This is a genomic window from Providencia sp. PROV_01 (genome assembly GCF_053098325.1).
Genome location: NZ_JBRFKD010000002.1, coordinates 832,890 through 857,620 on the forward strand (window position 1 = coordinate 832,890; position 24,731 = coordinate 857,620).

The 24,731-nt window shown below is 42.0% G+C and carries 20 protein-coding genes and 2 pseudogenes; 14 read left to right on the forward strand and 8 right to left on the reverse strand.

What is annotated here, in order from left to right; all coding sequences use genetic code 11:
• Positions 1-107 precede the first annotated feature (107 nt).
• From ACU696_RS04510 to arnT, 5 genes are all read left to right on the forward strand, one after another.
• Positions 108-563 carry a regulatory protein RecX gene (locus ACU696_RS04510; protein WP_004915141.1) on the forward strand — a complete coding sequence of 152 codons (456 nt, stop codon included), beginning with the start codon at positions 108-110 and terminating at the stop codon, positions 561-563.
• 252 nt (positions 564-815) lie between these two features.
• The gene (dcuC, locus tag ACU696_RS04515; protein ID WP_004915139.1) at positions 816-2,174 is read left to right on the forward strand and encodes an anaerobic C4-dicarboxylate transporter DcuC; all 1,359 of its coding nucleotides are present in this window, start codon (positions 816-818) and stop codon (positions 2,172-2,174) included.
• 275 nt (positions 2,175-2,449) lie between these two features.
• Complete coding sequence (locus ACU696_RS04520) at positions 2,450-3,709, forward strand: aromatic amino acid transport family protein (protein ID WP_004915136.1); 1,260 nt, start codon at positions 2,450-2,452, stop codon at positions 3,707-3,709.
• A gap of 292 nt (positions 3,710-4,001) precedes the next feature.
• Entirely contained in the window at positions 4,002-5,276 is a 1,275-nt protein-coding gene (locus ACU696_RS04525; protein ID WP_209102637.1) for a bifunctional O-acetylhomoserine aminocarboxypropyltransferase/cysteine synthase, read from the forward strand.
• A gap of 368 nt (positions 5,277-5,644) precedes the next feature.
• Entirely contained in the window at positions 5,645-7,288 is a 1,644-nt protein-coding gene (arnT, locus tag ACU696_RS04530) for a lipid IV(A) 4-amino-4-deoxy-L-arabinosyltransferase (protein ID WP_209102645.1), read from the forward strand.
• A 65-nt stretch (positions 7,289-7,353) separates the two neighbouring features.
• Here arnT and ACU696_RS04535 read toward each other — a convergent pair whose 3' ends face one another.
• The 4 genes from ACU696_RS04535 to ACU696_RS04550 are packed head-to-tail and all read right to left on the reverse strand — an operon-like array spanning position 7,354 to position 12,192.
• Positions 7,354-7,530: a hypothetical protein gene (locus ACU696_RS04535; protein WP_181937090.1), complete on the reverse strand. Its 177-nt coding sequence runs from the start codon at positions 7,528-7,530 to the stop codon at positions 7,354-7,356.
• Positions 7,527-10,631 carry a MexW/MexI family multidrug efflux RND transporter permease subunit gene (locus ACU696_RS04540; protein ID WP_447343042.1) on the reverse strand — a complete coding sequence of 1,035 codons (3,105 nt, stop codon included), beginning with the start codon at positions 10,629-10,631 and terminating at the stop codon, positions 7,527-7,529. Before ACU696_RS04540 ends, ACU696_RS04535 begins: the two co-directional genes overlap by 4 nt.
• A gap of 10 nt (positions 10,632-10,641) precedes the next feature.
• Entirely contained in the window at positions 10,642-11,751 is a 1,110-nt protein-coding gene (locus ACU696_RS04545) for an efflux RND transporter periplasmic adaptor subunit (protein WP_109912611.1), read from the reverse strand.
• Between the two features lie 12 nt (positions 11,752-11,763).
• Positions 11,764-12,192: a DoxX family protein gene (locus ACU696_RS04550; protein ID WP_109912610.1), complete on the reverse strand. Its 429-nt coding sequence runs from the start codon at positions 12,190-12,192 to the stop codon at positions 11,764-11,766.
• A 99-nt stretch (positions 12,193-12,291) separates the two neighbouring features.
• Here ACU696_RS04550 and soxR point away from each other — a divergent pair, with 99 nt between their 5' ends.
• The 4 genes and pseudogenes from soxR to ACU696_RS04570 form a co-directional block, all read left to right on the forward strand.
• A complete protein-coding gene (gene soxR, locus ACU696_RS04555; protein ID WP_109912609.1) occupies positions 12,292-12,789 on the forward strand; it encodes a redox-sensitive transcriptional activator SoxR in 498 nt (165 codons plus the stop codon).
• 342 nt (positions 12,790-13,131) lie between these two features.
• The gene (locus tag ACU696_RS04560) at positions 13,132-14,778 is read left to right on the forward strand and encodes a Na+/H+ antiporter (protein ID WP_004915075.1); all 1,647 of its coding nucleotides are present in this window, start codon (positions 13,132-13,134) and stop codon (positions 14,776-14,778) included.
• 312 nt (positions 14,779-15,090) lie between these two features.
• Positions 15,091-15,415: pseudogene (locus ACU696_RS04565) on the forward strand (fimbria/pilus outer membrane usher protein); the annotation flags it as partial.
• Between the two features lie 60 nt (positions 15,416-15,475).
• A pseudogene (locus tag ACU696_RS04570) lies at positions 15,476-15,811 on the forward strand (adhesin); the annotation flags it as partial.
• 24 nt (positions 15,812-15,835) lie between these two features.
• Here the strand turns inward: ACU696_RS04570 and ACU696_RS04575 are convergent.
• The gene (locus ACU696_RS04575) at positions 15,836-16,609 is read right to left on the reverse strand and encodes an AraC family transcriptional regulator (protein WP_004915063.1); all 774 of its coding nucleotides are present in this window, start codon (positions 16,607-16,609) and stop codon (positions 15,836-15,838) included.
• A 192-nt stretch (positions 16,610-16,801) separates the two neighbouring features.
• On the opposite strand from ACU696_RS04575, the gene ACU696_RS04580 reads away from it, so the two are divergent.
• The 5 genes from ACU696_RS04580 (at position 16,802) to ACU696_RS04600 (ending at position 21,979) form a co-directional block, all read left to right on the forward strand.
• A complete protein-coding gene (locus tag ACU696_RS04580; RefSeq protein WP_196724033.1) occupies positions 16,802-19,219 on the forward strand; it encodes a DMSO/selenate family reductase complex A subunit in 2,418 nt (805 codons plus the stop codon).
• Positions 19,216-19,854 (forward strand): DMSO/selenate family reductase complex B subunit, encoded by a 639-nt coding sequence (locus ACU696_RS04585; protein ID WP_164528339.1) that lies wholly within the window; start codon positions 19,216-19,218, stop codon positions 19,852-19,854. Before ACU696_RS04580 ends, ACU696_RS04585 begins: the two co-directional genes overlap by 4 nt.
• On the forward strand, positions 19,851-20,750 hold the full coding sequence (locus ACU696_RS04590) for a dimethyl sulfoxide reductase anchor subunit family protein (RefSeq protein ID WP_123382763.1): 900 nt from the start codon (positions 19,851-19,853) through the stop codon (positions 20,748-20,750). Before ACU696_RS04585 ends, ACU696_RS04590 begins: the two co-directional genes overlap by 4 nt.
• Positions 20,751-20,784: 34 nt before the next feature.
• Complete coding sequence (locus ACU696_RS04595; RefSeq protein ID WP_004915053.1) at positions 20,785-21,351, forward strand: molecular chaperone TorD family protein; 567 nt, start codon at positions 20,785-20,787, stop codon at positions 21,349-21,351.
• A 205-nt stretch (positions 21,352-21,556) separates the two neighbouring features.
• Positions 21,557-21,979 carry a DoxX family protein gene (locus ACU696_RS04600; RefSeq protein ID WP_004915049.1) on the forward strand — a complete coding sequence of 141 codons (423 nt, stop codon included), beginning with the start codon at positions 21,557-21,559 and terminating at the stop codon, positions 21,977-21,979.
• A gap of 86 nt (positions 21,980-22,065) precedes the next feature.
• On the opposite strand, the gene ACU696_RS04605 is transcribed toward ACU696_RS04600, so the two are convergent.
• From ACU696_RS04605 to ACU696_RS04615, 3 genes are read right to left on the reverse strand one after another with little or no spacing between them, the layout of a single operon-like run.
• The gene (locus ACU696_RS04605) at positions 22,066-22,194 is read right to left on the reverse strand and encodes a nucleotidyltransferase domain-containing protein (protein ID WP_226537988.1); all 129 of its coding nucleotides are present in this window, start codon (positions 22,192-22,194) and stop codon (positions 22,066-22,068) included.
• Between the two features lie 26 nt (positions 22,195-22,220).
• Positions 22,221-23,447, reverse strand: a complete 1,227-nt coding sequence (locus ACU696_RS04610) for an RtcB family protein (protein WP_209102649.1) — start codon at positions 23,445-23,447, stop codon at positions 22,221-22,223.
• A gap of 3 nt (positions 23,448-23,450) precedes the next feature.
• Positions 23,451-24,569 carry a slipin family protein gene (locus ACU696_RS04615; protein WP_164528342.1) on the reverse strand — a complete coding sequence of 373 codons (1,119 nt, stop codon included), beginning with the start codon at positions 24,567-24,569 and terminating at the stop codon, positions 23,451-23,453.
• Positions 24,570-24,731: the final 162 nt, after the last annotated feature.

Sequence of the window (24,731 nt, forward strand, 5' to 3'; positions counted from 1 at the left end):
GCTCATCGGTTTGTCTTCGTTTGTCGCCTACATGCAACGTAGAGTACAAAGGTTTATGTTAGACTGGGCGCGCAATGCGCCCAATTTAATGATGAAAGTTTAACGCCATGAATGAATCCGAGCTTTACCAATATGCCTTATTTATGCTTTCCCGCCGTGATTACGGTAAAGCTGAGCTATTTGCCCGTATGAAACGGCGTATGTATGAAAAAAATGAAGGCATTATTGACGAGCCTTTAATTGAATTGGTGCTTGAGCGGTTAAGTGAGCAACATTTTCTTGATGATGACCGTGTTGCAGGGCTATTAATGCAAGGTTATCTGCGCAAGGGATACGGCCCATTGCGGATAAAACAAGAAATGCGGCAGAAAGGTTTTCCTGAAACGATTGTGGAAAAGCATTTTGCTACTTTAGATGTAGATTGGTTTGAAAAGGCTGCATGGGTGCGCAGTAAGAAGTTTGGGGATAGTATTCCTAAAGATTTTAAAGAAAAAAGTAAGCAAATTCGTTATCTGCAATATCGCGGTTTTTTTGGTGATATGATTTATGAGTTATTTAGTTAATCAATTTTCCTCTTTAATGTGAAAAACATTGCATAGCTAAACAAAGCTGATTTTCCTATTCTTTATTAATATTTGGGGCTATCAGCTGTAAATGGGTAGCTAAAATAGATTTTTTATTTATTTCTCTTGTGTTTTAACGCATTTCTATATTAAAAATCATCTGCTGACATGATCATTGTCAGTGAATTTTGCTTAATAATTAGGCAGAGTAATTTTTTTATAATTACAAAATAAGACAGGCAGGAGAAATAAATGATTGAGCTCTTAATCGGCGTTATTGTCGCCATTGGAGTTGGGCGTTATATCATAAAAGGATATTCCGCAACGGGAGTGTTAATGACCGGGGGTATTTTACTTCTGATCATTACCGCTATTATGGGAAAAAGTATTTTACCAGGTTCTGTTCCGACGACGGGGTGGCGTGTAACAGATATTTTGGAATACATAAAATTCCTATTAATGAGCCGTGGTGGCGACCTTGGGATGATGATCATGGTGCTATGTGGGTTTGCATCTTATATGACTCATATTGGGGCGAATGATGTCGTAGTGAAAATCGCATCTAAACCATTAAAAATGATCAATTCACCTTATTTGTTGATGGTTGCTGCTTATATTGTGGCATGTTTGATGTCGCTAGCCGTTTCCTCTGCAACTGGCCTTGGGGTATTACTGATGGCGACGCTATTCCCTGTCATGGTGAATGTCGGGATCAGTCGTGGTGCAGCTGCGGCAATCTGTGCGTCACCAGCGGCAATTATTTTAGCGCCAACGTCTGGTGATGTTATCTTAGCGGCAAAAGCAGCCGAAATGCCATTAATCGACTTTGCATTTAAAACAACTTTACCGATTTCTATCGCGGCAATTGTGGCCATGTCAATCGCCCACTTTTTCTGGCAGCGTTATCTCGACAGAAAAGAAAATGTCACAACTGAAATGTTAGATGTTAATGAAATTAAAACTCATGCACCTGCTTTCTACGCTATTTTACCTTTCACACCGATTATTGGTGTTTTAGTGTTTGATGGCAAATGGGCGCCTGAATTGCATATTGTTACTATTATTGTTGGCTGTATTATTTTGGCAGCAGTCATTGAATTTATTCGCAGTTTCAGCGCTAAACACGTCTATAGTGGCTTAGAAGTTTGTTATAAAGGCATGGCAGAAGCATTTGCAACGGTCGTGATGTTATTAGTGGCAGCAGGGGTGTTTGCACAAGGTTTAAGCACCATTGGCTTTATTAAAGGGCTAATTGACCTTGCTCAATCATTCGGTTCAGGCGCTATAGTGATGATGATCGCACTGGTGGTGATCACGATGTTAGCCGCGATGACAACGGGGTCGGGTAATGCACCATTCTATGCATTCGTTGAGCTAATACCTCACTTAGCAAAACAAATGGGGGTCAATCCGGCTTACTTAGTGATCCCAATGCTGCAAGCTTCTAACTTAGGTCGGACTTTATCGCCTGTATCAGGGGTTGTCGTGGCCGTGTCTGGTATGGCTAAAATCTCTCCGTTCGAAGTGGTGAAAAGAACGTCAATCCCAGTTTTAGTTGGATTGGTTGTGGTCGTGATTGCGACAGAAATATTAGTGCCTGTCTATCTGTAAAACTTCAGTTTCTCAGATAAAAAAAGGGCTGAATGAATCATTCAGCCCTTTCTCGAATTAAAAATTAAATACTTTATATCTAAAATTTACTCTTTTAATTAATTGCGAAATTATTTATTTACAGAATAATTACGTGGCATTTGTTTTTTTACGTTATTAACGAGATCTACACCAAAAAGTTGAAAAAAATAGCGTAATTAAATTAGGTACTGCTGCTCATTTAATGCAAAATCTGCACATCTTATTTTAATAACGTTAATGATGAAGAACACAAGATGAGCACAATTGAAAAAGCAGTAGTCGCAGTAGATAAACCTGCCAGTAAGTGGACCTATAAGGATTTTACTTGGGTACTTTCTTTATTTGGAACCGCTGTTGGCGCAGGTGTTCTATTCCTGCCAATTAAAGCCGGTGCCGGGGGGTTTTGGCCATTAGTAGTATTGGCAATAATTGCCACTCCAATGATTTGGCTGGCCCATAAAGGGTTAGCTCGCTTTGTTTTATCTTCAAAAAATCCAAATGCGGATATTACCGACACGGTCGAAGAGCATTTTGGTAAAATAGGCGCAAATATTATTACCTTTGCCTATTTTTTTGCTATTTACCCTATCGTATTGATTTACGGTGTGGGTATTACAAATACGGTTGATTCGTTTCTTGTCAATCAACTAGGTATAGATCCACTACCACGATGGTTATTGTCTGGCGTGCTGATTGCTGCAATGACTGCTGGGGTGGTATTTGGTCGTGACCTGATGTTAAAGCTCACGTCTCTAATGGTTTACCCTTTGGTCTTCATTTTATTAGCTTTATCATTGTATTTAATTCCTGAATGGAATATGTCAATGCTAGAGGTGGCACCAGACTGGAGTTCAATGCCAGTGGTTGTTTGGATGGCGATCCCCCTTATCGTATTTTCATTTAACCATAGCCCAATCATCAGCCAATTCACCAAAGACCAGCGCCAACAATTCGGCAATAATGCTATTGTGAAAACAGATATGATCACTGGCGGGGCCGCATTAATGCTGACTGGCTTTGTGATGTTTTTTGTTTTCTCTGTGGTGCTATCATTAAGCCCAGCTGAACTTGCTGTTGCTAAAGAACAAAATATCAGTGTGTTATCACATATCGCAAATATCAATCCATCGCCAATCTTGTCTTATTTAGGGCCGATTGTTGCCTTTGCTGCGATTGTATCGAGTTACTTTGGCCACTTCTTAGGGGCTCACGAAGGTTTAGTTGGGTTAATTAAGTCTCGTTCTTCTTTTTCTGTAAAGAAAATTGAAATGGCATCCATGCTGTTTATTGTGATTACAACGTGGATTGTGACTATTCGTAACCCAAGTATTTTAGGCATGATTGAAACGATGGGGGCGCCAATGATTGCCGCTATTCTGTTTATTCTGCCTGTTGTGTCGATGAATATTGTTCCTGCGATGAAGAAATTTAGCACGTCAAAACCTGCACAAGTTTTCACCTTTATTTGTGGGTTAGCATCTATTACTTCTGTTATTTATGGCGCTTTCTTGTAGTTATAAATAAAGTTATATAAGAAACAAAGCCATGACCTGTATGGGTTGTGGCTTTTTTTATATCAATACGAAATAGGTTATAAGGATAGACATTGATATAACTAATTTTTAAGCTGAAAGGGTGATAATCACCATTGTCGTATCTATCTATGTGAAATAATTTCAAGTTCAATTAGTTGCTCGATATGACGTCTTAGGTAATATCTAGAGTTATCACAGAATCATAACAACATAATTATGAACCTCCTCTGGCAATTGCATTTTTTCCAGTGTGTCGTAACAAGGATAACGAATGAAATTAGAAACATTATCGATTCACGCGGGTTACTCTCCTGATCCTACAACCAAGTCTGTTGCCGTACCGATTTACCAAACGACTTCTTATGCTTTTGATGACACTCAGCACGGTGCTGACCTCTTCGATTTAAAAGTCGCGGGTAATATTTACACGCGAATTATGAACCCAACGAATGATGTTCTAGAGCAACGTGTTGCTGCCCTTGAAGGTGGGGTTGCAGGGTTGGCGGTTGCTTCTGGAATGGCGGCAATTACTTATGCGATTCAAACAGTCGCACAAGCTGGGGACAACATTGTTTCCGTGGCAAAATTATATGGCGGAACATACAATTTACTTGCCCACGCTTTGCCACGCTTAGGAATTGAAACCCGTTTTGCAGAGCACGATGATTTAGCAGCGCTTGAAGCGCTTATTGATAACAAGACTCGAGCCGTATTCTGTGAGTCAATTTCAAACCCAGCGGGTTTTATTGTGGATATTGCTGCACTCGCTGAAGTTGCACATCGCCATGGTGTGCCTTTGATTGTCGATAATACCGTAGCGACCCCATATTTATGTCGCCCATTTGAACATGGGGCGGATATCGTGGTTCATTCATTGACTAAGTATATTGGCGGCCATGGTACATCACTGGGTGGAATGGTTATTGATTCAGGTAAATTCCCATGGGCAGAGTATCCAGACCGTTTTTCATTATTGATAGAGCCTGACGTGGCTTATCATGGTGTAAGCTATACTGAACATTTTGGCGCCGCTGCCTTTATTGCGCGTTGCCGTGTTGCCCCACTGCGCGGAACGGGTGCTGCATTGTCACCATTTAATGCGTTTTTAATTCTACAAGGGTTAGAAACTCTCACGTTAAGAATGGATAGACATACTGAAAATGCACTAAAAGTTGCGAATTACCTCGAAAATCACCCTCAAGTGGAATGGGTGAAATATGCAGGGCTACCGAGCAACCCTGAACATCATTTAGCACAGAAATATATGAACGGTAAACCTGCCAGTATTATGTCGTTTGGTATTAAAGGTGGCCAAGAAGCAGGAGCTCGCTTTATTGATGCCTTGAAACTGATTGTGCGGTTGGTGAATATTGGTGATGCTAAATCACTAGCTTGCCACCCTGCATCAACGACGCATCGCCAGCTCAATGACGCAGAATTAGCACGAGCCGGGGTTTCCAGAGATATGATTCGTTTATCAATTGGCATAGAACATATCGATGATATTTTAGCCGACCTTGAACAAGCGTTATCTGCGGCCAAATAGCTTTACTTGGTATGAATAATAACCGGTTATGGTGAATACCCTGACCGGTTTTTGTTTATAAACTGCCGTACACTTTTTTGTATTAATGACTAATATTAAGAACGAATTAAATTTTCACCTTATTTTTAAATACTGAACTATTCTTTAAACACTCAGTCTTATTATTTGATTCTTATCTCTTTTTGTATATGAATTGTAGTATTCATTTATTGATTGTTTATATACAGTGACCTTTCTACCAACTAACGTTCGATTTGTTTAAATGAGGTTTAATTGCCATAACGATAATAGCTAAATAAAAAGAAAGTGTTTTTCAAATGAACTAAATAAAATTATTAAATATTAATAACAAGAATGGTTGAGATGAGATGATTATGGCAAACAATAAAGTTGCCTACCTTAAATGGTGCCTGTTATTCGGTTTTGTCCTAGTAACCTATTTTTTACCATTAAACGGTAGGTTATTGTGGCAACCGGATGAGCTGCGGTATGCAGAAATTAGTCGGGAATTAATTATTAGTTATAACTGGAGCGTTCCTGAACTTTTAGATATTCGTTATTTTGAGAAGCCTATTTTTGGTTATTGGGTAGGGGCTATTTTCCAAATGTTATTTGGTGAAAATAACATTTCGGTTCGCCTTGGCGTAGTATTTAGTACATTAGTCAGTGGGCTATTTGTGTATCTCAGTGCCAAAATGGCTTGGAAAAACTCACGTCTCGCTTTCAACGCGGTGTTTATTTATCTTTCAATGTTGATGGTCTTTACCATCGGCACCTACAATATTCTTGACCCCATCGTGACAGCATTTATCACTATGGTGATTTTCTTTTTTCAATGGGGGTTAACGACAAAATACTTCTCTCATAAATTATTCGCCTTCATGATGATGGGGGTAGCCTGTGGGTTAGGCGTATTAACAAAAGGCTTTCTTGTTTTAGTGCTGCCTTTACTGGTGTGTTCAGTAACTGCCATCTACTTTAAGCAATTCAAAGAAGTGTTTGTTTTCTCTTTTGTTTCGCTATTTACTGCTTTTGTCGTGTGCTTACCTTGGGCTTTTGTGATTGCCAGCCGTGAGCCTGATTTCTGGAACTATTTCTTCTGGGTTGAGCATATTCAACGTTTTATGGCGAATAATGCACAAAATAAGTCCCCATTTTGGTTTTATATCCCTATTTTACTCGCTGCGGTATTACCTTGGCTGGGGTACCTTTTTGGCGTACTACGCCACGCATGGCAGCAAAAAGGGTTACATATTTATTTTCTGATGTGGTTTATTGCGCCATTTGTGTTTTTCAGTATCACTAAAGGAAAATTACTGACCTACATTTTGCCTTGTATTGCACCTATTGCCATTCTTATGGCGGCCTACATTGAAAAAATTCTCACTGAGAGAAAAACACTGCCTATTCGCTTGAATGCATTGATTAACACACTAATTGGTGGCGCTATTGCTGGGGGAATTATTGTTTCTGCTTATTACCCTAAACTGAATGTGTTTCAGGCCGATGAAAGTGAAAAATTATGGTTAGCTGCGGGAGCCTTTATTTTTTGGTTATTGGTTGCCTTGGTCTCTTTCAAGCAACGGTTTTGGTATTTAGCCGCAGTGTGTACGGTGGCAATTAGCTTAACGGTAGGGCATGTGATCCCATCTCGTATTGCCAGTAATAATACTCCGCAAGAGGTGATTGCGAAATATCATCACCAATTAGCTGATAAATCTGTATTGTTAACCAATAATGTAGGGCTCGGTACCGCATTGGCATGGGTACTTAAACGTAGTGATATTACAATGCTTCACCAAACTGGGGAATTAGGCTACGGGCTCAAATACCCAGATGCCGCTAATCGGTTTTATAGCTTAAAACAGCTACCTGACTTATTAAAAAACTACCATTATAAAGATGTGGCGGTGGTCGTAGAAAGTTCTCAGCGTGAATTATTGGATGCATTACCCGGCAATCCAATTATTATTCGGGAAGGTAATCTTGTTTTAGCTTTTTACGAAGGCTAATAGAGTACTTTGTCATGTTGTTTGATAATAGCCGCCAAACCTAAATGGTTTGGCGGCTATTTACATTAGCGCGTAGGCTTACCTAATGTATTCGGGAACGAGGTGGCATGGTTTTTTTCCGGACCTGCGGGGAGACCATGATAAATTAATAGCATTGCCATGCTATTGCTCATCGTATTCACTTCCACTTCGTTGACTGTACGGTTGTTACGTTGATGACGGCTAGCTAACGTATTTCTCATTGGGACGTCTCCTCAGTTTCTTTGATTAGGCGATTCGCTTCGGCAAGCTCATAGCGCCTTGGGGTTAGTGCGGTTGCACTGTGATTACGGACTAGTAAGGTATAAATGGTCGGTAAAACAAACAGGGTAAACAATGTGCCAACTAACATACCGGTGACTATCACTAAGCCTAAGCCAAAGCGACTATTCGCTCCTGCTCCAGTGGCGAATAGCAGCGGAACTAAACCAATCACCATTGCCGCAGTTGTCATTAATATTGGGCGTAAACGAATTTGTGCTGCTTTGAGAATGGCATGTCGTCTATCTAGTCCTTCATTGGCTTGTAATTCATTGGCAAACTCAACCATCAATATTCCGTGTTTACTGATTAAGCCAATTAATGTGACTAAGCCGATTTGGGTGTAAATATTCAATGTCGCATAGCCAAGTGCCAATGGAATCAACGCACCACAAATTGAAAGTGGAACAGTAATCAAGATAATCAATGGGTCGACTAAACTTTCATATTGTGCCGCTAAGACTAAGTAAATAATGATGAGCGCCGCCATAAAGGCAAAGGCGAGGGTGTTACCTTCTTGTTTATATTGGCGCGAATCGGATTGCCAGTCATGGCTAAAACCGGCGGGTAGTTCATTGGCAATATCATCTAAATAGGCAACGGCTTGGCCTAACGTGACACCCGGGGCGGGTATTGCTTGGAAAATTGCCGCATTCTGCTGATTAAATTGCGTGAGTTTATTTGGTTCAACTTGGGTATTGATATCGACCACCGTTGACAGTGGGATCATCGTTCCTGTTTCTGATTTCACATAATGGCGTGAAAGGGCTTCCGGTGTTAAGCGTTGGCTACGAATACTTTGAGGGATCACATCATAGGAGCGGCCATCCATCCCAAAGCGGTTAATATAGTTTTCACCCACTAATAAGGTCAGTGATTCGCCGATATCTTGCATGCGAATGCCTAAGCTATTCGCTTTTGAACGGTTAATACGGACTTCTACCACTGGGTTGTTGTAGTCAAGGTCACTATCTACCACCATAAATAGACCGCTTTCACGTGCTTGTTGCTTGATCTCTTCCATGGTTTTGTAGAGTACCGAATAATCCTGCGGGCTTCTGAGAACCATTTGGATTGGTAAGCCCCCCGTTGAACCTGGTAAAGCGGGTAATTGGAAAACAAAAATACTGTTCCCCTCAACATCACCGACACGCCCTTGTAAGTCCCCTTGGATCTCAGATGCGGCGCGGTCACGCTGTTCCCATGACGTCAAGTTAGTTCCCCCAAAGCTGGCGGAAGGGCCATCGGTTCCGTTAATAATCCAAGTACTTTCCGTTTCCGGTAATTCCATGAAAACATCATGTAACTTACGCGAAAAGCGTTCTACATACTCGAGGTTAGCGTGTTGAGGAGATTTGATTGCCGTTAATACGCTGGATTGGTCTTCCACAGGGGCTAATTCACGAGGGGCAGATTGATAAAGCAGTGGTAAGCTAATAAAGACACCAATGGCAATAACACCTGTTAACCAACGGTTTTTCAAAGAGAAATTCAATACAATGGTATAGTAATGGGCTAAGGTAGAAAAGAAGGTTTCTGCCATACGCGCCATACGCCCTTCATTTTGTTTTGAGTTCAACATAAAAGAGCTCATCACAGGGGAAAGGGTTAATGCCACAATACCGGAAACAATAACTGCACCGGCCAAGGTGAGTGCGAACTCTTTAAATAAAGCTCCTGTTAAACCTGACATTAGCCCTATTGGCGCATAGACTGCAGCCAAGGTGATTGTCATTGCGATAACGGGTCCTGCTACTTCACGAGCTCCAATTAAAGCCGCTAAAACCGGTGATTTCCCTTCTTCAATATGGCGATGGACGTTTTCGACGACCACGATAGCATCATCGACAACCAGACCAATCGCTAATACCATGGCGAGTAATGTCAGTAAGTTAATACTAAACCCAAATGCCATCATCAGTGCGGCTGCACCTAACATTGATAGCGGAATAGCTAAAATTGGGATGATTACGCTGCGAATTGAACCTAAACACAGGTAAATAACAACGATAACAATCAATAGTGCTTCAATTAATGTGCTAATAACTTGGTCAATAGACGCTTTAATAAAGCGCGAAGTTTCAAATGCCATTTCCACTTTGACACCGGGCGGCAATGTTTTGGTGATGTCAGGCATCAATTGATTCATACCGTCAACGATTACCAGTGGGTTACCGGTTGGTGTGGCAAACAAACCAAGGTAAATCGCAGGCTCACCATTCATTAAACCACTGGTTTCTGTGGAAGCGGCTCCTAGCTCAATGGTTCCCACATCTTTTAAACGTACTAATCCATTGCCGTCGTTGCGGATCACTAAATCACGAAACTCATCGACATTAGTGAGGTCGGTATTAACATAAACATTAGAAATAACGAACTCGCCTTTGACTTTACCGGGAGCCGCCTGGTAGTTGTTTTGGCGAACCGCTTGCGCAACATCGGCAGCGGTTAGACCTCGGCCGGCTAATTTATCGGCATCAAGCCATAAACGCATCGCCAACTGTTGCCCACCAAAAACTTGAACTTTGGCGACGCCGTCAATTGAGGAATACATTGGCTCAATGACGCGTGAGATATAATCTGTCAGGGCAGGAATGGATAGATTGGTACTGGAAAAACCGATATAAGCAACCGCAGTGGATTCCCCAGAGGAAAGCTCAATCACAGGGTCATAAGCTTCTTTCGGTAATTTATAACGAACTTGGTTCACCTTCGCCATTACTTGTGCAAGGGCTTGAGTGGAGTCTCGGTTAAGTTCCATTCGTACAGTGACAAGGCTGCTTCCTTGCACAGAAGAAGAAGACAAATAGTCGACACCTTCTACAGAGGAAACCGCTTGTGCGATGGGTTGTGTCACAAAGCCTTGCATCAATTTAGCTGATGCGCCAGGGTATTGCGTGGTAATGGTGATCGTCGAGCTTTCAAGTTGTGGATATTGGCGAATAGGCAGCTTACTCAGCGCAAATAAACCAATTAACACAATCAAAGCACTGACTACGAGAGCCAGAACAGGTCGGCGAACAAAAATATCAGTAAATTTCATTACGCCTTCCTTATGAACCTTGAGCTGTGTTAGCGACGGGTTCAGACAATGTATCTTGGGCAACAGGGGTGACTGCAGAGCCGTCGTTTAAGCGTAATTGCCCAGACGTGACGACTTTATCGTTAGCACTTAAGCCGTGTTCTATTTCAATTTTGCCATCCCAACGTTGTCCCGTTTTTACGGACACTCGCTTAACGGTCATCGCATCGCCTTCACCTTGCGTAATAAACACAGTATCGCCATAGGCGGTATAAGTGACTGCGGTTTCTGGGATCGTAATGACTTCATTACTGGCTTGGCGTACCACATTCACGTTGGCGTACATTCCTGCTTTTAGGGTGCCATCACTATTTTCCAGTGTGGCTTGCAGGGCGATAGTGCGTGATTTTCCAATGAGTGGGTCAATGGCAGTAATACGGGCTGGAAATGTTTTATTGGGATAAGCATCAACTGTAATATCAACAATTTGGCCTTGATGCAGTTCCGGTGAGGCTTGTTCATCTAAAGAGAAATTGAGCTTTAAGGTTTGGGTATCCACCAAGCTGGCAATGGCTTCGCCGGGGTTTAAATATTGTCCTTCATGGACTTGGCGAATACCTATCGTTCCGTCGAATGGCGCTCGGATCGTTTTTTGTGCAATTAATGCTTGGGTTTGACGGATTAGGCCTTGGGCAATATCACGTTCAGCACGAGTGCTATCTACTTGAGCCTCTGCCACTAAATGTTGCGCAGATAATGAACGGGTTCTTTCGTATAAGCGAGCCGCATTGCGCAACTGTGCTTGGTAACGTGATAAATCCGCTTGTTCAACGGCATCATTGAGCTGCACTAATAATTGGCCTTTTTTGACTTGCTGGCCAGATTCAAATGCAATTTTCGTAATACGACCATTGGTTTCTGCCGCGACCAACACTTGGCTGCCAGCTTCTAACTCACCCACACCGTAAAAGGTACGAGGCGCAGTATCTAAGCTAACAGGAGCCAATGCCACTTTTACTGGTGGATATTGGTAAGCTGCTTGTTCGTCTTCCTCGTTTTGGGCATAGGTCGAATAAATCGCGCTACCCGCCCCAACAGCGATTAAAACGGAACAAAGTGTCATTATTGTTTTTTTATTCATTAAATTTTCCTTCTATTTCTGCGCTTTTAACGCGAAATAAAGACCTCGAAAATGCCCTGCAATGGCGATAGCAATTAAGCCCCCAATAACAGCGATATGCTCAATTGCCCAAAACATTGCAATTTGAGCTTGTTCCCCCGTATAGCTCCAAAAGGTGTGGACAACCACAATTGTGAGGAACAAAAACACGGCTAGCGCCCCAGTTCCAAGCCATAAAAGACGGTTAAATAGCACAAGAACTGAGCCAATTAACATGACAGCAGCAGAAGCAATGTTGAAAAACCAATCTGGGTGAAGACCCGCGGCACGCATTTCGGCCAGACTATTTTCATAATCAAAAACTTTGGCTAAACCAGATGAAATAAATAAAACCAAGATGAGTAAGCGAGCAATAATCCATAAGCTATTGCTTTCTAACATTTTGGTAATCACCGATGGCATAAACCTATCCCCTTTTAAAAAGTAACCTCAATTGACAAACTAGCAGGGTGGCACTATAAAACCTTAAGTTAAGTTGAGGTCAAGCAAAGGTGAGATAAAATGGCGGACAAAGACACAAAAACGATAAAACCTCAGAAAAGCGAGGGAAAAAAAATTGATTTTACGCGGGCACTAACGGTGGGCGAAGTGGCAAAACGCTCGGGAGTACCTGTTTCTACAGTCCATTTTTATGAATCAAAGGGACTCATTCAAAGTACTCGAACTCAAGGGAATCAGCGACGATTTCACTCTGTTGTACTGCGTTATATTGCCATTATTAAAGTCGCACAAAGTACAGGGATCCCATTACATGAAATTCAAGAGGCATTAGGGCGTTTTCCTGCAAATAGTGCGCTAACTTCAGAACAATGGCAGGAGATGTCGACACAATGGCGTAAATCTTTAGATAAGCGTATTCGGCAACTGACGCGTTTACGTAATGAATTGGATAACTGTATTGGTTGCGGCTGCTTATCATTAAGTGATTGCCCACTGCGTAACCCTGATGATGTCCTTGGTCGGAAAGGTCCTGGTGCCCGTATTTTAGAACGTCCATAAGCTCTTTTATTAAAACCCGCACTTTTCATTATTTGGATGGCCATTGTTTAACGTGGCTATTTATCTAGATATATCATTAAGTAATGATGGTTTAATTCTATTTTTAACGGTAAGGCATAACTTATTGTTGAGATGGAGTTTTAATCGTTATTTACCAAATTGATAAATAAATTTTTTATTGACAACTCAAGTAGATAGTATTTTTGTAACTTAATGATAGATAGGCTATTTCTTAAATTTATTGTTTTTGTATCAGATGATTAATTGCCACTTTACATTGATTCAATTTATCTATTTACTGCATAACTGGTAATTAATGATTAGCTAAATATGGAGCAATCAATGTCAGTAGTGACACTTGTACTCGTTTTTTTATTAGCCGTTGTTGTGAGCGTTTTTGTTTCACGACTGCTCAAAGATATTATTCCATTACCCCTAATACAGATAGCACTGGGGGCTGGCTTGTCTTTATACGGTTTTACGGTTGAATTTGAACCTCATTTATTTCTGTTTTTATTTATTCCACCTTTATTGTTTCTTGATGGCTGGCGTATTCCTAAAGAAGCCTTATTTCAAGAAATTAAACCAATCATGTCGTTAGCCATAGGTTTAGTGGTGGTTACGGTTATTGGTATGGGGTTCTTTATACATTGGTTAATTCCGGCCATTTCTTTAGCTGTTGCTTTTGCCTTGGCTGCTATTTTGTCGCCAACAGACCCTGTTTCGGTGTCTGCAATGACCGTCAATTCCCCATTACCATCGCGAATGGCGCATATTCTAGAAGGGGAGTCATTGCTGAATGATGCAACGGGTCTGGTGTGTTTCAGTTTTGCGGTGGTCGCTGCGCTAACAGGCACATTTTCCCTTGCTTCAGCGGCGGGGCAGTTTGTATTAGTGGCTTTTGGCGGAATTTTAATTGGTTTGCTGGTGGCTTGGGCAATTGGCTGGTTAAACCAATTGCTAGTTAAGCGCACTGGGGAAGAACCTGCTATTCAAATTATGATCAGTTTATTGATGCCATTTACGGCTTACTTATTAGCTGAACATTTACATGTTTCCGGTATTTTAGCCGCAGTGGTTGCCGGTATTGCCATGCACTATGAAAAAATTGCAGGGCGTATGCAAGCCGCAACACGTATGCAAAGTAAAGCGGTGTGGGATACTGTACAAACTGCGTTGAACGGGATGATTTTCATCTTGTTAGGCGAGCAGTTACCCGGTATGTGGACAAATATGCCTGCTGTAGCAGAGGCCGCGGGTGCAAGCCATCCTTGGATGCTATTTGTTTATGTGGCAATCATTACTGTGGCCTTGGCGGTTTTACGGTTTAGCTGGGTGTGGATCTCGATGACTCTAACGGTCTTCCATAAACGCCGTCGTGGTAAAGAAGCCGATGTTATGCATATTCGTATGATGGCAGTGATGGCGACAGCGGGAGTGCGTGGAGCGATTACGTTAGCGGGTATTTTAACATTACCTTTATTGATGCCAGATGGTTCATTATTTCCGAATCGTGACGTGGCTATTTTCTTAGCAATGGGGGTGATTTTATGTTCATTACTGATTGCCAGTATTGCACTGCCTATTTTAACTAAAGGACTGGTACAAGACTTACCTTATGATAATGACGAAATTCGAGCGCGTTTAGCCTTAAATGAAGCCGCAATGGCACATTTACGTGAATTGATGAACCACCCATCGGATGATATGGATGAAATTGCCATGCGTACTGAGGTTGGGGCACAATTGTTAGAAATTTATGGTAGACGACTCGATAACTCAGATGAAACTGAGTCAGATGTGTATGATTTACATAAGATGATTGATATGGAACGCGAGATGTCCAAGTCAGCATTAAAAGCAAAACGGGACGCGTTATATCAAATGCGTAAAAGTAAAAATATCAATGAAAGGGTGTATCACCGTTTACGTGATGAACTTGATTTAAAAGAAGAAACACTTAATCATCATAAAAATGGTAAACATTAATTAGTGAAATAAAAGGCCTGAATTTTATTCAGGCCTTTTATTTATGCCCATAATTCAACTAAGTTTGACAATTTGTATTGACCACTGATAGGTTGGTTATAATTCCATTTGGGAAATTTATATGTCACAGGGTGTCGTTAGCTTAAACATTATTATTACCATCACTTAGTGGTGGGGATATGCGACATCCTAAACCCGCCAGATAAGGCGGGTTTTTTGTTCTTATCTGGTTAACACTTCAGTAAGGAAAAATCTATACGATTAACCAAATTGAATATTGCACCTCAATTATCAAAATCAACTCGGTTATTTATTTTTACCGTGGGAGAAAATTATCTTTATTCGGATATTTTTGAATCTTGGCAATATACTGGTTTTTCTTTAGAAAGTGATGACCGCATGCTACCGCCTAAATTAGCGGGGGTATGCACCTGAAATTATTGGTATGGCAAACACTAATGCAATTGTGATTGTTCGCAGTCAAGAATGTATTATTTCTGAAACAGCCGTTCCTCCAGAGCCATTTCGCATTCAAACACTCGATAGCGGCATCCGTGGTGTATTGGATGTGACGGTACGCGAAGAAAATGGCGAAGAGAGTAAATTTAGTATTAGTACCGCCTCGTTACCTCAGTTAAATGTAAAAGCGATGTGTTCCACGCAAACGAGCTCTGGATAGGCTAGCACGGTCAATTTACGGCATGGCCAATTAAGTCGTATTCATTATGATAGCTTGGTGAGTGAAAGCATCAGGTATACATGCAAATTTGCAACCTTAACGAAGGTAAGATTGCGGTTAGACTATGCCACCGATAGCGACCCGCAAAAGCGGTTGCCGATGAAAGATGCTTCAAATAAAACGATTTACAGTCAGTTAGAAATTGTGGATGAGCAAACTGGGGCGGCAGGCACAGACATTCGTGTGGGAATTCAGTCAGAGCATACGATTCAGATACGTAGTCGTATTCAAGGAGCTAATGCAGACGCAGGAAGCTATCAAGGGTCTGCATGGTTAATCGCCACATTTGATTAAATTGGGTTTTTGAATGGTTAGATATCATCCACCAATTTTCTGAATAAAACTGGATGGACTTTGCCCTAACCATTTTTTAAACATAGTCGAAAAAGACCCAACACTGCTGTAGCCTAAATCAAATGCAACCTCGGTAATGGATTTACCCGCAGAAATGTGGGTAATCGCACTTAATAAGCAAGCTTGCTGCCGCCAGTCTGAGAAAGATAGCCCCGTTTGAGCGCCAAAAAAACGGCTAAATGAACGCTCACTTTTATGTAATTTAGCGGCCCATTCTTGTGGTAATGAGGTGATTTGTGGGGCTTTTAGAAATTCCCTGCACAACTGGGCTAAATGTTCATCTCGTGGGATGGGCGCGTAGAAAGGCAGGGGTTCTGCTTGTGCAATTTCATGCAAAATCAATTGGTACATTACCCCATCACGGCCATTTAAATCATATTCAATCGGGGTATCAACGGCTTCGAGCAGTAACTGACGTAGTAAAGGTGAAACTCTGAGCACTTCGCACTTATTTCCTCTACGTGGAGCGGCTTTGGGCTCAATGTATAAACTACGTGTACTGACATTCAACATGCGGGTTTCATGAGGGGTATTACAGGGGATCCAAACCCCGCTATCAGGGGGGATGACCCATTCACCATCTGCAGTACTGACTTCAATCAATCCTGTTGCGCCATATAAAAACTGGGCACGGCGGTGGACGTGAGAATCGAGTAACACGTTTGGTAGGTAATCAGTACCGATAGCTAACACATCACGTGGAGTGGCATCGACAGTTTTTAGAGGAATATTTCGCATAGGAATTTATCTTGGCTGAGATTCAAAAATTATTATCTATCTTCTGAATATAGGCAATTTTTATTGACATAACCACATGTTTTATATGGTTGGCTGAAATTCCAATGTGTTTGGCGGCTTTTCGAAAGTTGGCAAACCGGGAAATGATTACTCTAGCGCGGCAACCTAATGTATGCCAGAGGTAGAGTTATCATGGAAAATTATCACGATCGGGCAGATAGCAAGAGTCTGATTGAACCCTTAACCCGTCGTCGGTTTATTCAAGGCAGCTCTGCGCTCATGGCTGTCCCCTTTATTGCCACAAACACGGTCGCATCGACACCAGAAAACCCGAATATCATCCCAACGACAACGCTGCAAGATGAAGGTGAGAGAGTGGTCTCCACCTGTAGTAGTTTTGATTGTGGTGGCAAATGTGATATTCGAGCACACGTTAAAGAAGGGGTAGTAACACGAATAAGCACTCGTCCAGATGCTGATTTAGATGAAGAAATGCCCATCATGCGTGCTTGCGTGCGCGGCCGCAGCTATCGGAAATTTGTTTATCACCCAAATCGCTTGAAATACCCAATGAAAAGAGTGGGTAAACGTGGTGAGGGGCGCTTTGAGCGCATTAGCTGGGAAGAAGCAACAACCTTGATTGCTGACAATATGCAGCGTATCAACGAGCAATATGGCCCTGCCTCGCGCTTTGTTAGCCTCAGTACTGGAGTGACTGGAGGCATTTTCTCTGGTGCGAATATGCTACGCCGTCTATTTAATATCACGGGGGGCTTTCTGGAGAATTACCATTCAGTGAGTAACGGCAATACCATGGCGGTCACACCTTATACCTATGGCACATCAGCCAGTGGTAGCACCTTAGACACGCTCGAAGATACGCCATTGGTGATTCTGTGGGGGCATAATCCTAACGAAACCATTTTTGGTCATACGAATCATTATTTTCAAAAAATGAAGAAAAATGGCACTAAATTCATTGTTGTCGATCCGCGTTATTCAGATACCGCATCGTCATTAGCGGATCAGTGGATCCCTATTTTACCGACTACAGACAATGCGATGATGGATGCCATGATGTATGTGATCATCAGTGAGGGCCTGCATGATCAAACCTTTATCGATAAATTCACTGTTGGTTTTGATGAGCACCAGATGCCCGAAGGCATACCCGAAAATGAGTCATTGATGGCGTATTTGATGGGGAAAAAAGATGGAATAGTGAAAACTCCTGAATGGGCGGAACCCATTACCAAAGTACCCGCCGATACCATACGTCAATTGGCACGTGAATATGCCAACACCAAACCAGCGGTATTAATGCAAGGCTGGGGGCCTCAGCGTCATATCTGTGGTGAACGTTCCGCCCGAGGCGCGACCTTGTTGGCAACAATCACAGGTAATGTGGGCGTAAAAGGGGGATGGGCAGCAGGTTATGGCATGGCAGTCACGCCGGATCTCCGTAAAACTCTCGCGGGTCCTAGCTTATTTGACAACCCTGTGAAAGCGAAAATTAATATCACCAATTGGGTGCAGGCCTGTGAAAATAAAGATTTGGTAACGCCCAATAACGGTTTAAAAAACGCAGAAAAACTCGATACGGAAATCAAAATGATTTTTTCGTTAGCAGGTAACTATATGACCAACCAGAACCCCGATATTTTGCATGCCGCTAAAGTTCTGGAAGATGAAAGTAAAGTTGAGTTTATTGTTTACAGTGACTTATATATGACTCCCAGTGCCAAGTATGCCGATATTTTACTGCCTGAAACCAGTTTCTTAGAGCGTTGGAATGTGGGTGGCACATGGGGAACGGGTAATTATATTATTTTATCTGAAAAAGTCGTCGAGCCTGAATTTGAGCGCCGTAGTGACTATGAATGGTTACGCGACGTGGCTGAAAAACTCGGTGTTGGCGAAAAATTCAGTGAAGGCCGTACAGAAAAACAGTGGATTGAGTATTTAGTCAATGACGCTCATCAAAAACGCCCAGAAGATGGCATTCCAACTTTTGATGAGCTGCTGGTTAAGCGCCGCCATTTGTTAAAACACAAACCGCATGTGGGCCATGTCGCCTTCGAAAAAAATATTAACGATATCGAGAATAACCCGTTTGAAACACCATCCGGAAAAATTGAAATTTTTTCTCAGCGCCTTTATGAGCGTAATGACGTGGACATCCCTGCTTTATCTCATTATGTGCCTGCCATTGAGGGGCCGGAAGATGAACTAGCTTCCCGCTATCCATTGCAATTAATCACTTGGAAAGGTCGTAATCGTGCCAATTCAACGCAATTTGCTAACCCGTGGTTACAAGAAGTACAGCGCCAAGAGTTATGGATCAATCCTATCGATGCCAAAAGACGAAATATCACGGATGGGGAGCGGGTCAAAGTGAATAATGACCGCGGTATCACCATGGTACCGGTCAAAATCACCCAGCGCATTATGCCTGGTGTTGTTGCTTTACAGGCAGGAGCGTGGTGGCAACCTGATGAAAATGGCATTGACCAAGGCGGTTGTGCGAACGTTTTAACATCTTCCCGCAGTACAGCAATGGCACATGGAAATGCCCATCAAACCTTATTGGTGGAGGTAAGCAAAGCATGAGTAAATTTCAGGTTTATCCCGCGATTAGTGACAAACAGCTTGGCTTTTATATTGACTCTGCCCGTTGTTCCGGTTGTAAAGCCTGCCAAGTGGCGTGCAAAGATAAAAATAACCTCGACGTGGGTCGCAAATATCGTCGTGTATATGAAGTTGCTGGTGGTGAGTTTATTGAAAATGGCACAGGGGGGCTGATGAATAACGTCTTTGCCTATACGTTGTCCATTTCATGCAACCACTGTGCCGACCCAATGTGCGTGAAAAATTGCCCGACGACAGCCATGCACAAGCGTGAAGGGGATGGCATTGTGATGGTCAATACAGATAAGTGTGTGGGCTGTGGAACCTGTGCGTGGTCTTGCCCGTATGGTGCACCGCAAATGAACCCTGAAACCAAGCAAATGTCGAAATGTGATTTTTGTATTGATTTACAACTAAAAGGGGAGCAGCCCGTCTGCGTCGCCACTTGCCCACTAGGAGCCATTCAATTTGGCCCAATTGATGAATTACGACAACGTTATGGGGAGCTAGCGGATGTCCGAGGATTACCAGACTCATCGATTACCCACCCAAATTTAGTGATCCATCCACATCTTGGGGCGGGTCGTACACAAGACTCACAAGGAGAAGCCAAATGAATGAATGGCCACTGTTATTATTCACATTTTTAATGCAAACATCCATTGGGTTGAGTGTGATGTTAGCGCTTTTTGCAAACAAATTATCGGCGAATTTAACGGGCAAAACGCACGCACAGTTTTTGCTGTGGTATGTATTTGTCGCCTGCGTATTTGCGGGTATCGGTTTATTGTCCTCAATCACCCACTTAGGGGTTCCTTTAAATGCGCCTAACTCACTGCTGAATATTTTTTCATCGTGGTTAAGCCGTGAAGTGGTATTCACCGCTACCTATTTTGCTTTTCTCGGGCTGACTTTCCTATGGTTATGGCTCAAAAAGGAATTGTCATATTTGCTACTTGGCTTGGCCATTATTGCAGGGCTATGCGATGTGTATGCCATGGCTTCAATCTATCGTTATACATCAATGTTAACGTGGATGAATGATAATACGTATTTGATGTTCTACGGCACCATGTTTACTGCGGGAGCTGCTGGGTATTATTTATTAATCAATTTGTTATTGCGTTTTAACATCGGAGCCGTAGAGACTCAGATATCAACTCGTGGGTTATGGATGTTATGGGCGGTGATTGGGGTTAGCTTACTGGTTCGTTTAGCTTATCAGCCTACCTATGAAAGTTACTTGGTTCACACTAGCTATAATAATGAATCCATTACATTTCCTATCGACTCTATCCATGCTTACCAAGGGATTTGGTCACTGCGTATCACGAGTTGGGTAGTTGGAATATTGGCGGTGATGGTATTGGGATATGGGTTGTTTCGTCATATACGACAAACGGCGAATGGGGTTATGACTTCGAGCAGTAAAGGATATTTAGTGGTTGGTTGTACAGCGGCGATGGTTGCTGAGTTTATGCTGCGTTACTGTTTTTACACGATCCACATATAGATAACAGCGTATTGCTTAGGAAATTATCTTTTTTATGATCCATTTTTCACACTATGCAGCCGCGTTTAATATTTTAGGCACGTGCTATTTATTTTCACCGAATGACGATGCAAGTCATTATGCAATAAGCTTTTTCAAGTTAAATGACTTCGCATCTCAGTGGCCTTGTAAAATCAGTACTTCGCTTAGCGAACGGATCTCGGCATCGCTAAATATTGAGATTGCGGCACTGCATACTCAGTGGACGGATTTGTTTATTGGACCTGAAGCATTACCCGCCCCGCCATGGGGCTCGGTATATCTTGACCCAGAGGGTGTTTTGCAAGGTTCTTCCACGGTGGCATTGAGTGAGTTTTTAAAACGGGAGCGTTTAAAAATACAGACTCGTTATCCAGAGCCCTCTGACCATGTTGGTTTAATGTTATTTCAAGCGGCAGTTTTGGCTTCACAAGTCAGGGAAGCCGCATTAAAAGAATTGTTGAATGACCATTTGGGAAGTTGGCTACCACAATTTTCTCAGCAATTAAATCGAACAAGCTATAGCCCATTCTATAATGCATTAACTGAATTAGCTCTGGTGACTGTCAGGTCGTGCTTGTAATATTATTCAATATTTTTGATTTTTAAATGGTTAATTAAACGTAATATTTGAATAGGTGAAAGGTTAACAAATTTTAATTAAATGAAAATTGATTTAGTTATAAGAAATGCAAATTAAAATGATTCTTACTTTATCTTTCTAAGCCATAATGCATTTTTAAGCCATACTACTTAATGATGTTTTGGATATCCATAGGGGGTATAAAGTGGTCAATTTATTAAATCGTTTGTTGTCCCATGAAGATGCTGGCAGGTTGTTATTGCGTCTTTCTGTTGGTGGGCTCATGTTGTTTCATGGTATGAGCAAATTAATGACTGGTGCGAGTGGTATTAAAGCGCTGCTGGCTTCTTATGGTTTACCTGAATTTATTGCTTATGGAACAATTCTAGGTGAAGTGGTTGCGCCTATTTTCATTATTTTAGGGATTTTAACTCGTCCATCAGCTTTATTAGTGGCTTTCACCATGGTGGTTGCATGGTTAATGATTGGGCTAGATAAAACATTTGTATTGGATAAAACCGGTGCATGGGCCATCGAAAGCCTAGTGTATTTCTTCTTGAGTGGTATTGCATTGGCATTTTTAGGTGCGGGTAAATATTCCATTATTAAAAACCCGAACTGGCGATAAACCCGTTTTTCTTTTGTGTTTGACATTGCCTTTGAAAAAAGACCATCAAAAAATTTCTGATGGTCTATTTTTTTGAAAAATACCTGTTAATGATTTTCTAACACGGATTCACATGCAAACAGTATTTTAACGTGATGAGTTTCTTCTATTTCTTTGAGTGTTTTCTCTATCCGTTCTCTCATTAGTACGGATACACTTTCATGGTCAGTTTCCATGCTTTTTCTCCTGTAACGTTTTATCGTTAACCCTTAACACATACCATTTGGCGTAGGGTATGAACAATTTCTACCAGTGATGATTGTGCTGCCATTACCGCGTCGATGTCTTTGTAGGCCATCGGTATTTCGTCAATCACATCACTGTCTTTTCGGCACTCAACATGGGCAGTCGCCATTTTTTGGTCGCTAACTGAGAAACGCTTTTTGGCTTCAGTTCGGCTCATTACACGGCCTGCACCGTGGCTACAGGAACAGAAACTTTCTTCGTCTCCTAACCCGCGCACGATAAAGCTTTTCGCCCCCATAGACCCTGGAATGATCCCCATTTGGCCTTTTCGAGCGGATACCGCACCTTTTCGTGTCACTAAAACGTCTTCACCAAAGTGCTGCTCTTTTTGCACATAGTTATGATGGCAATTTACAGCTTCTTGCTCTGTAATAAACGGTTTTGGAATTTCACGCGATAGTGCTTCTAACACGCGGTGCATCATCACTTCACGGTTATGGCGGGCAAAGTCTTGCGCCCAACCCACTGCTTCCATATAGTCATTAAAATGTACGCTTCCTTCTTCGAAATACGCGAGGTCTCTATCAGGTAAATTAGCAATATGCTGTTGCATATCTTTTTGCGCGAGTGTGATAAACAAGTTACCAATCGCATTTCCCACTCCGCGTGACCCGCTATGTAGCATCACCCATACACGGTCTTGTTCGTCTAAACACAGCTCAATAAAGTGGTTTCCCGTTCCCAACGTCCCTAAATGGTTATAATGGTTAGTTTGGCGCAGTTTTGGGTACTTATCGCAGATACGCTTAAACTCTGCATCTAAATGTGCCCAGTGGCTATCGACAATATCCGGTGTACGATGCCAAGCCCCTTTATCACGCCCATGTCGATGGGTGGTTCGACCGTGTGGCACTGCCGCTTCAATGGCAAAACGGATATTTTGCAGGCTATCCGGCAAATCCGATGCCGTTAAGGACGTTTTTACGGCAATCATTCCACAACCAATATCCACTCCAACCGCCGCAGGAATAATGGCCCCTTTAGTTGGAATCACGCTTCCAATGGTTGAACCTTTCCCCACGTGTACATCAGGCATCACAGCAAGGTGCTTGAAAATAAACGGCATTTTGGCGGTATTTTGTAGTTGTGTAACTGCTTTCGGGTCAACAGGAACCCCATTGGTCCACATTTTTACCGGTACGCCATTTTCTTGAGTTAATTCGTTGAATTTATTATTTATCATTATTTATTCCTTAATTTTTACTAATCCGTTTAATACTTGGTCTAATCCACCGTAAACAGAAATTTGGTCGATGCGATGCGCAATATTTTCTAAGGTTTCGAGCTCTTTCAAACGCAAGGCAATGGGGTTGTTTTCCATCACTTTAGCGGTGTTTAGCAGTGAGCGAGTCGCCGCGGTTTCTTCACGTCGGCGGATCACGTTTGCTTGTGCCGATTTCTCGGCTTCGACTACTTGGGATAAAATCGTGCGCATATCTCCCGGTAAAATAATATCTTTAACACCAATGCTATCGATTTCTAGGCCAAACTCAGTGACGCATTGCGCCACTTGAGCCAACATCAGCTCATCAATTAGTTGCTTGTTTTCTAACAGTTCATCTAAGGTTCGAGTCCCCACGATTTCTCTTATTGAGAATTGTAATTCACGATATAAATGTTCTACAGGCTGACTCAATTTTGAAAATGTCAGCAAAACATCCTGATAGCGCCAATTAGCACACAGATTGATGCGTAATGTGACTTTATCTTTGGTTAAAATTTCTTGCCCGCTGACTTCAAGTGATTGCAAACGCGTATCAATGATTTCAACCTCATGTTTATGGTTAATTTTCCAATAGCCGTAAGTTCCCGGTTGTAATAAATCTTGTATCTCACCATCAATTTTTAGCATACCGACATGCCATGCAGGTACTTGGCTAATCAAGGCCAACTCATTGCCTTTAATGCGTTTTTTACCCATTAATCGGGCAACTAAGGCGGAGTCAATAACACTATTTTCTAGTGATTGCAGTTCCACTTTTAAGCTATTGCCATTTTTCCAATACAACCGACGGGTTGCTGGTGGCAAGATTTCTGCCAAGCTATTGTGCAAGTAAATAAAACCAATCTCATCATCAGCTAAAATGATGTCAATACAGTGCTCATCAACCCAATCAGAGTGAAATTGGCGTAAGTGGTCGGCCAATTTTTCATCAATGGCCTCATTGTCGAGGGTGAACAATGACACTGTCAATCGATTGAACCAGTCGTTTAAATGGTGCTCACCCGCTGTTAGTAATTGTTTAAAATTCCCATTTTTAGCGGTCAATGCGATTTGTCCTTGAGCGATATTGATTTTTTTCATTATTTTTCCTTTTTTATGGTTTATCCACCACTGAAGAAAAAAGTGAAGTGGTGAGGGGAAAAGTAGAGTGCCCAGTACGGCTGTCTAAATTTCTGCTCATCACTCGGCAAGGTTCTCGAGTGGTGGTTTTAAGCTTAACTTCAACTTAGTTTTATACAGTTG

Excerpts from the sequence above, each read along its gene's own strand:
- ACU696_RS04510 (WP_004915141.1), top strand. The coding sequence starts at position 108 with ATGAATGAATCCGAGCTTTACCAATATGCCTTATTTATGCTTTCCCGC.
- ACU696_RS04540 (WP_447343042.1), bottom strand. The coding sequence starts at position 10,631 with ATGAAATTTACTGATATTTTTGTTCGCCGACCTGTTCTGGCTCTCGTA.
- ACU696_RS04610 (WP_209102649.1), bottom strand. The coding sequence starts at position 23,447 with ATGATAAATAATAAATTCAACGAATTAACTCAAGAAAATGGCGTACCG.
- ACU696_RS04580 (WP_196724033.1), top strand. The coding sequence starts at position 16,802 with ATGGAAAATTATCACGATCGGGCAGATAGCAAGAGTCTGATTGAACCC.
- ACU696_RS04535 (WP_181937090.1), bottom strand. The coding sequence starts at position 7,530 with ATGAGAAATACGTTAGCTAGCCGTCATCAACGTAACAACCGTACAGTC.
- ACU696_RS04615 (WP_164528342.1), bottom strand. The coding sequence starts at position 24,569 with ATGAAAAAAATCAATATCGCTCAAGGACAAATCGCATTGACCGCTAAA.
- ACU696_RS04585 (WP_164528339.1), top strand. The coding sequence starts at position 19,216 with ATGAGTAAATTTCAGGTTTATCCCGCGATTAGTGACAAACAGCTTGGC.
- ACU696_RS04525 (WP_209102637.1), top strand. The coding sequence starts at position 4,002 with ATGAAATTAGAAACATTATCGATTCACGCGGGTTACTCTCCTGATCCT.
- ACU696_RS04550 (WP_109912610.1), bottom strand. The coding sequence starts at position 12,192 with ATGCCATCGGTGATTACCAAAATGTTAGAAAGCAATAGCTTATGGATT.
- ACU696_RS04575 (WP_004915063.1), bottom strand. The coding sequence starts at position 16,609 with ATGCGAAATATTCCTCTAAAAACTGTCGATGCCACTCCACGTGATGTG.
- ACU696_RS04595 (WP_004915053.1), top strand. The coding sequence starts at position 20,785 with ATGATCCATTTTTCACACTATGCAGCCGCGTTTAATATTTTAGGCACG.
- dcuC (WP_004915139.1), top strand. The coding sequence starts at position 816 with ATGATTGAGCTCTTAATCGGCGTTATTGTCGCCATTGGAGTTGGGCGT.
- ACU696_RS04520 (WP_004915136.1), top strand. The coding sequence starts at position 2,450 with ATGAGCACAATTGAAAAAGCAGTAGTCGCAGTAGATAAACCTGCCAGT.
- ACU696_RS04545 (WP_109912611.1), bottom strand. The coding sequence starts at position 11,751 with ATGAATAAAAAAACAATAATGACACTTTGTTCCGTTTTAATCGCTGTT.
- arnT (WP_209102645.1), top strand. The coding sequence starts at position 5,645 with ATGATTATGGCAAACAATAAAGTTGCCTACCTTAAATGGTGCCTGTTA.
- soxR (WP_109912609.1), top strand. The coding sequence starts at position 12,292 with ATGGCGGACAAAGACACAAAAACGATAAAACCTCAGAAAAGCGAGGGA.
- ACU696_RS04560 (WP_004915075.1), top strand. The coding sequence starts at position 13,132 with ATGTCAGTAGTGACACTTGTACTCGTTTTTTTATTAGCCGTTGTTGTG.
- ACU696_RS04605 (WP_226537988.1), bottom strand. The coding sequence starts at position 22,194 with ATGGAAACTGACCATGAAAGTGTATCCGTACTAATGAGAGAACGGATA.
- ACU696_RS04590 (WP_123382763.1), top strand. The coding sequence starts at position 19,851 with ATGAATGAATGGCCACTGTTATTATTCACATTTTTAATGCAAACATCC.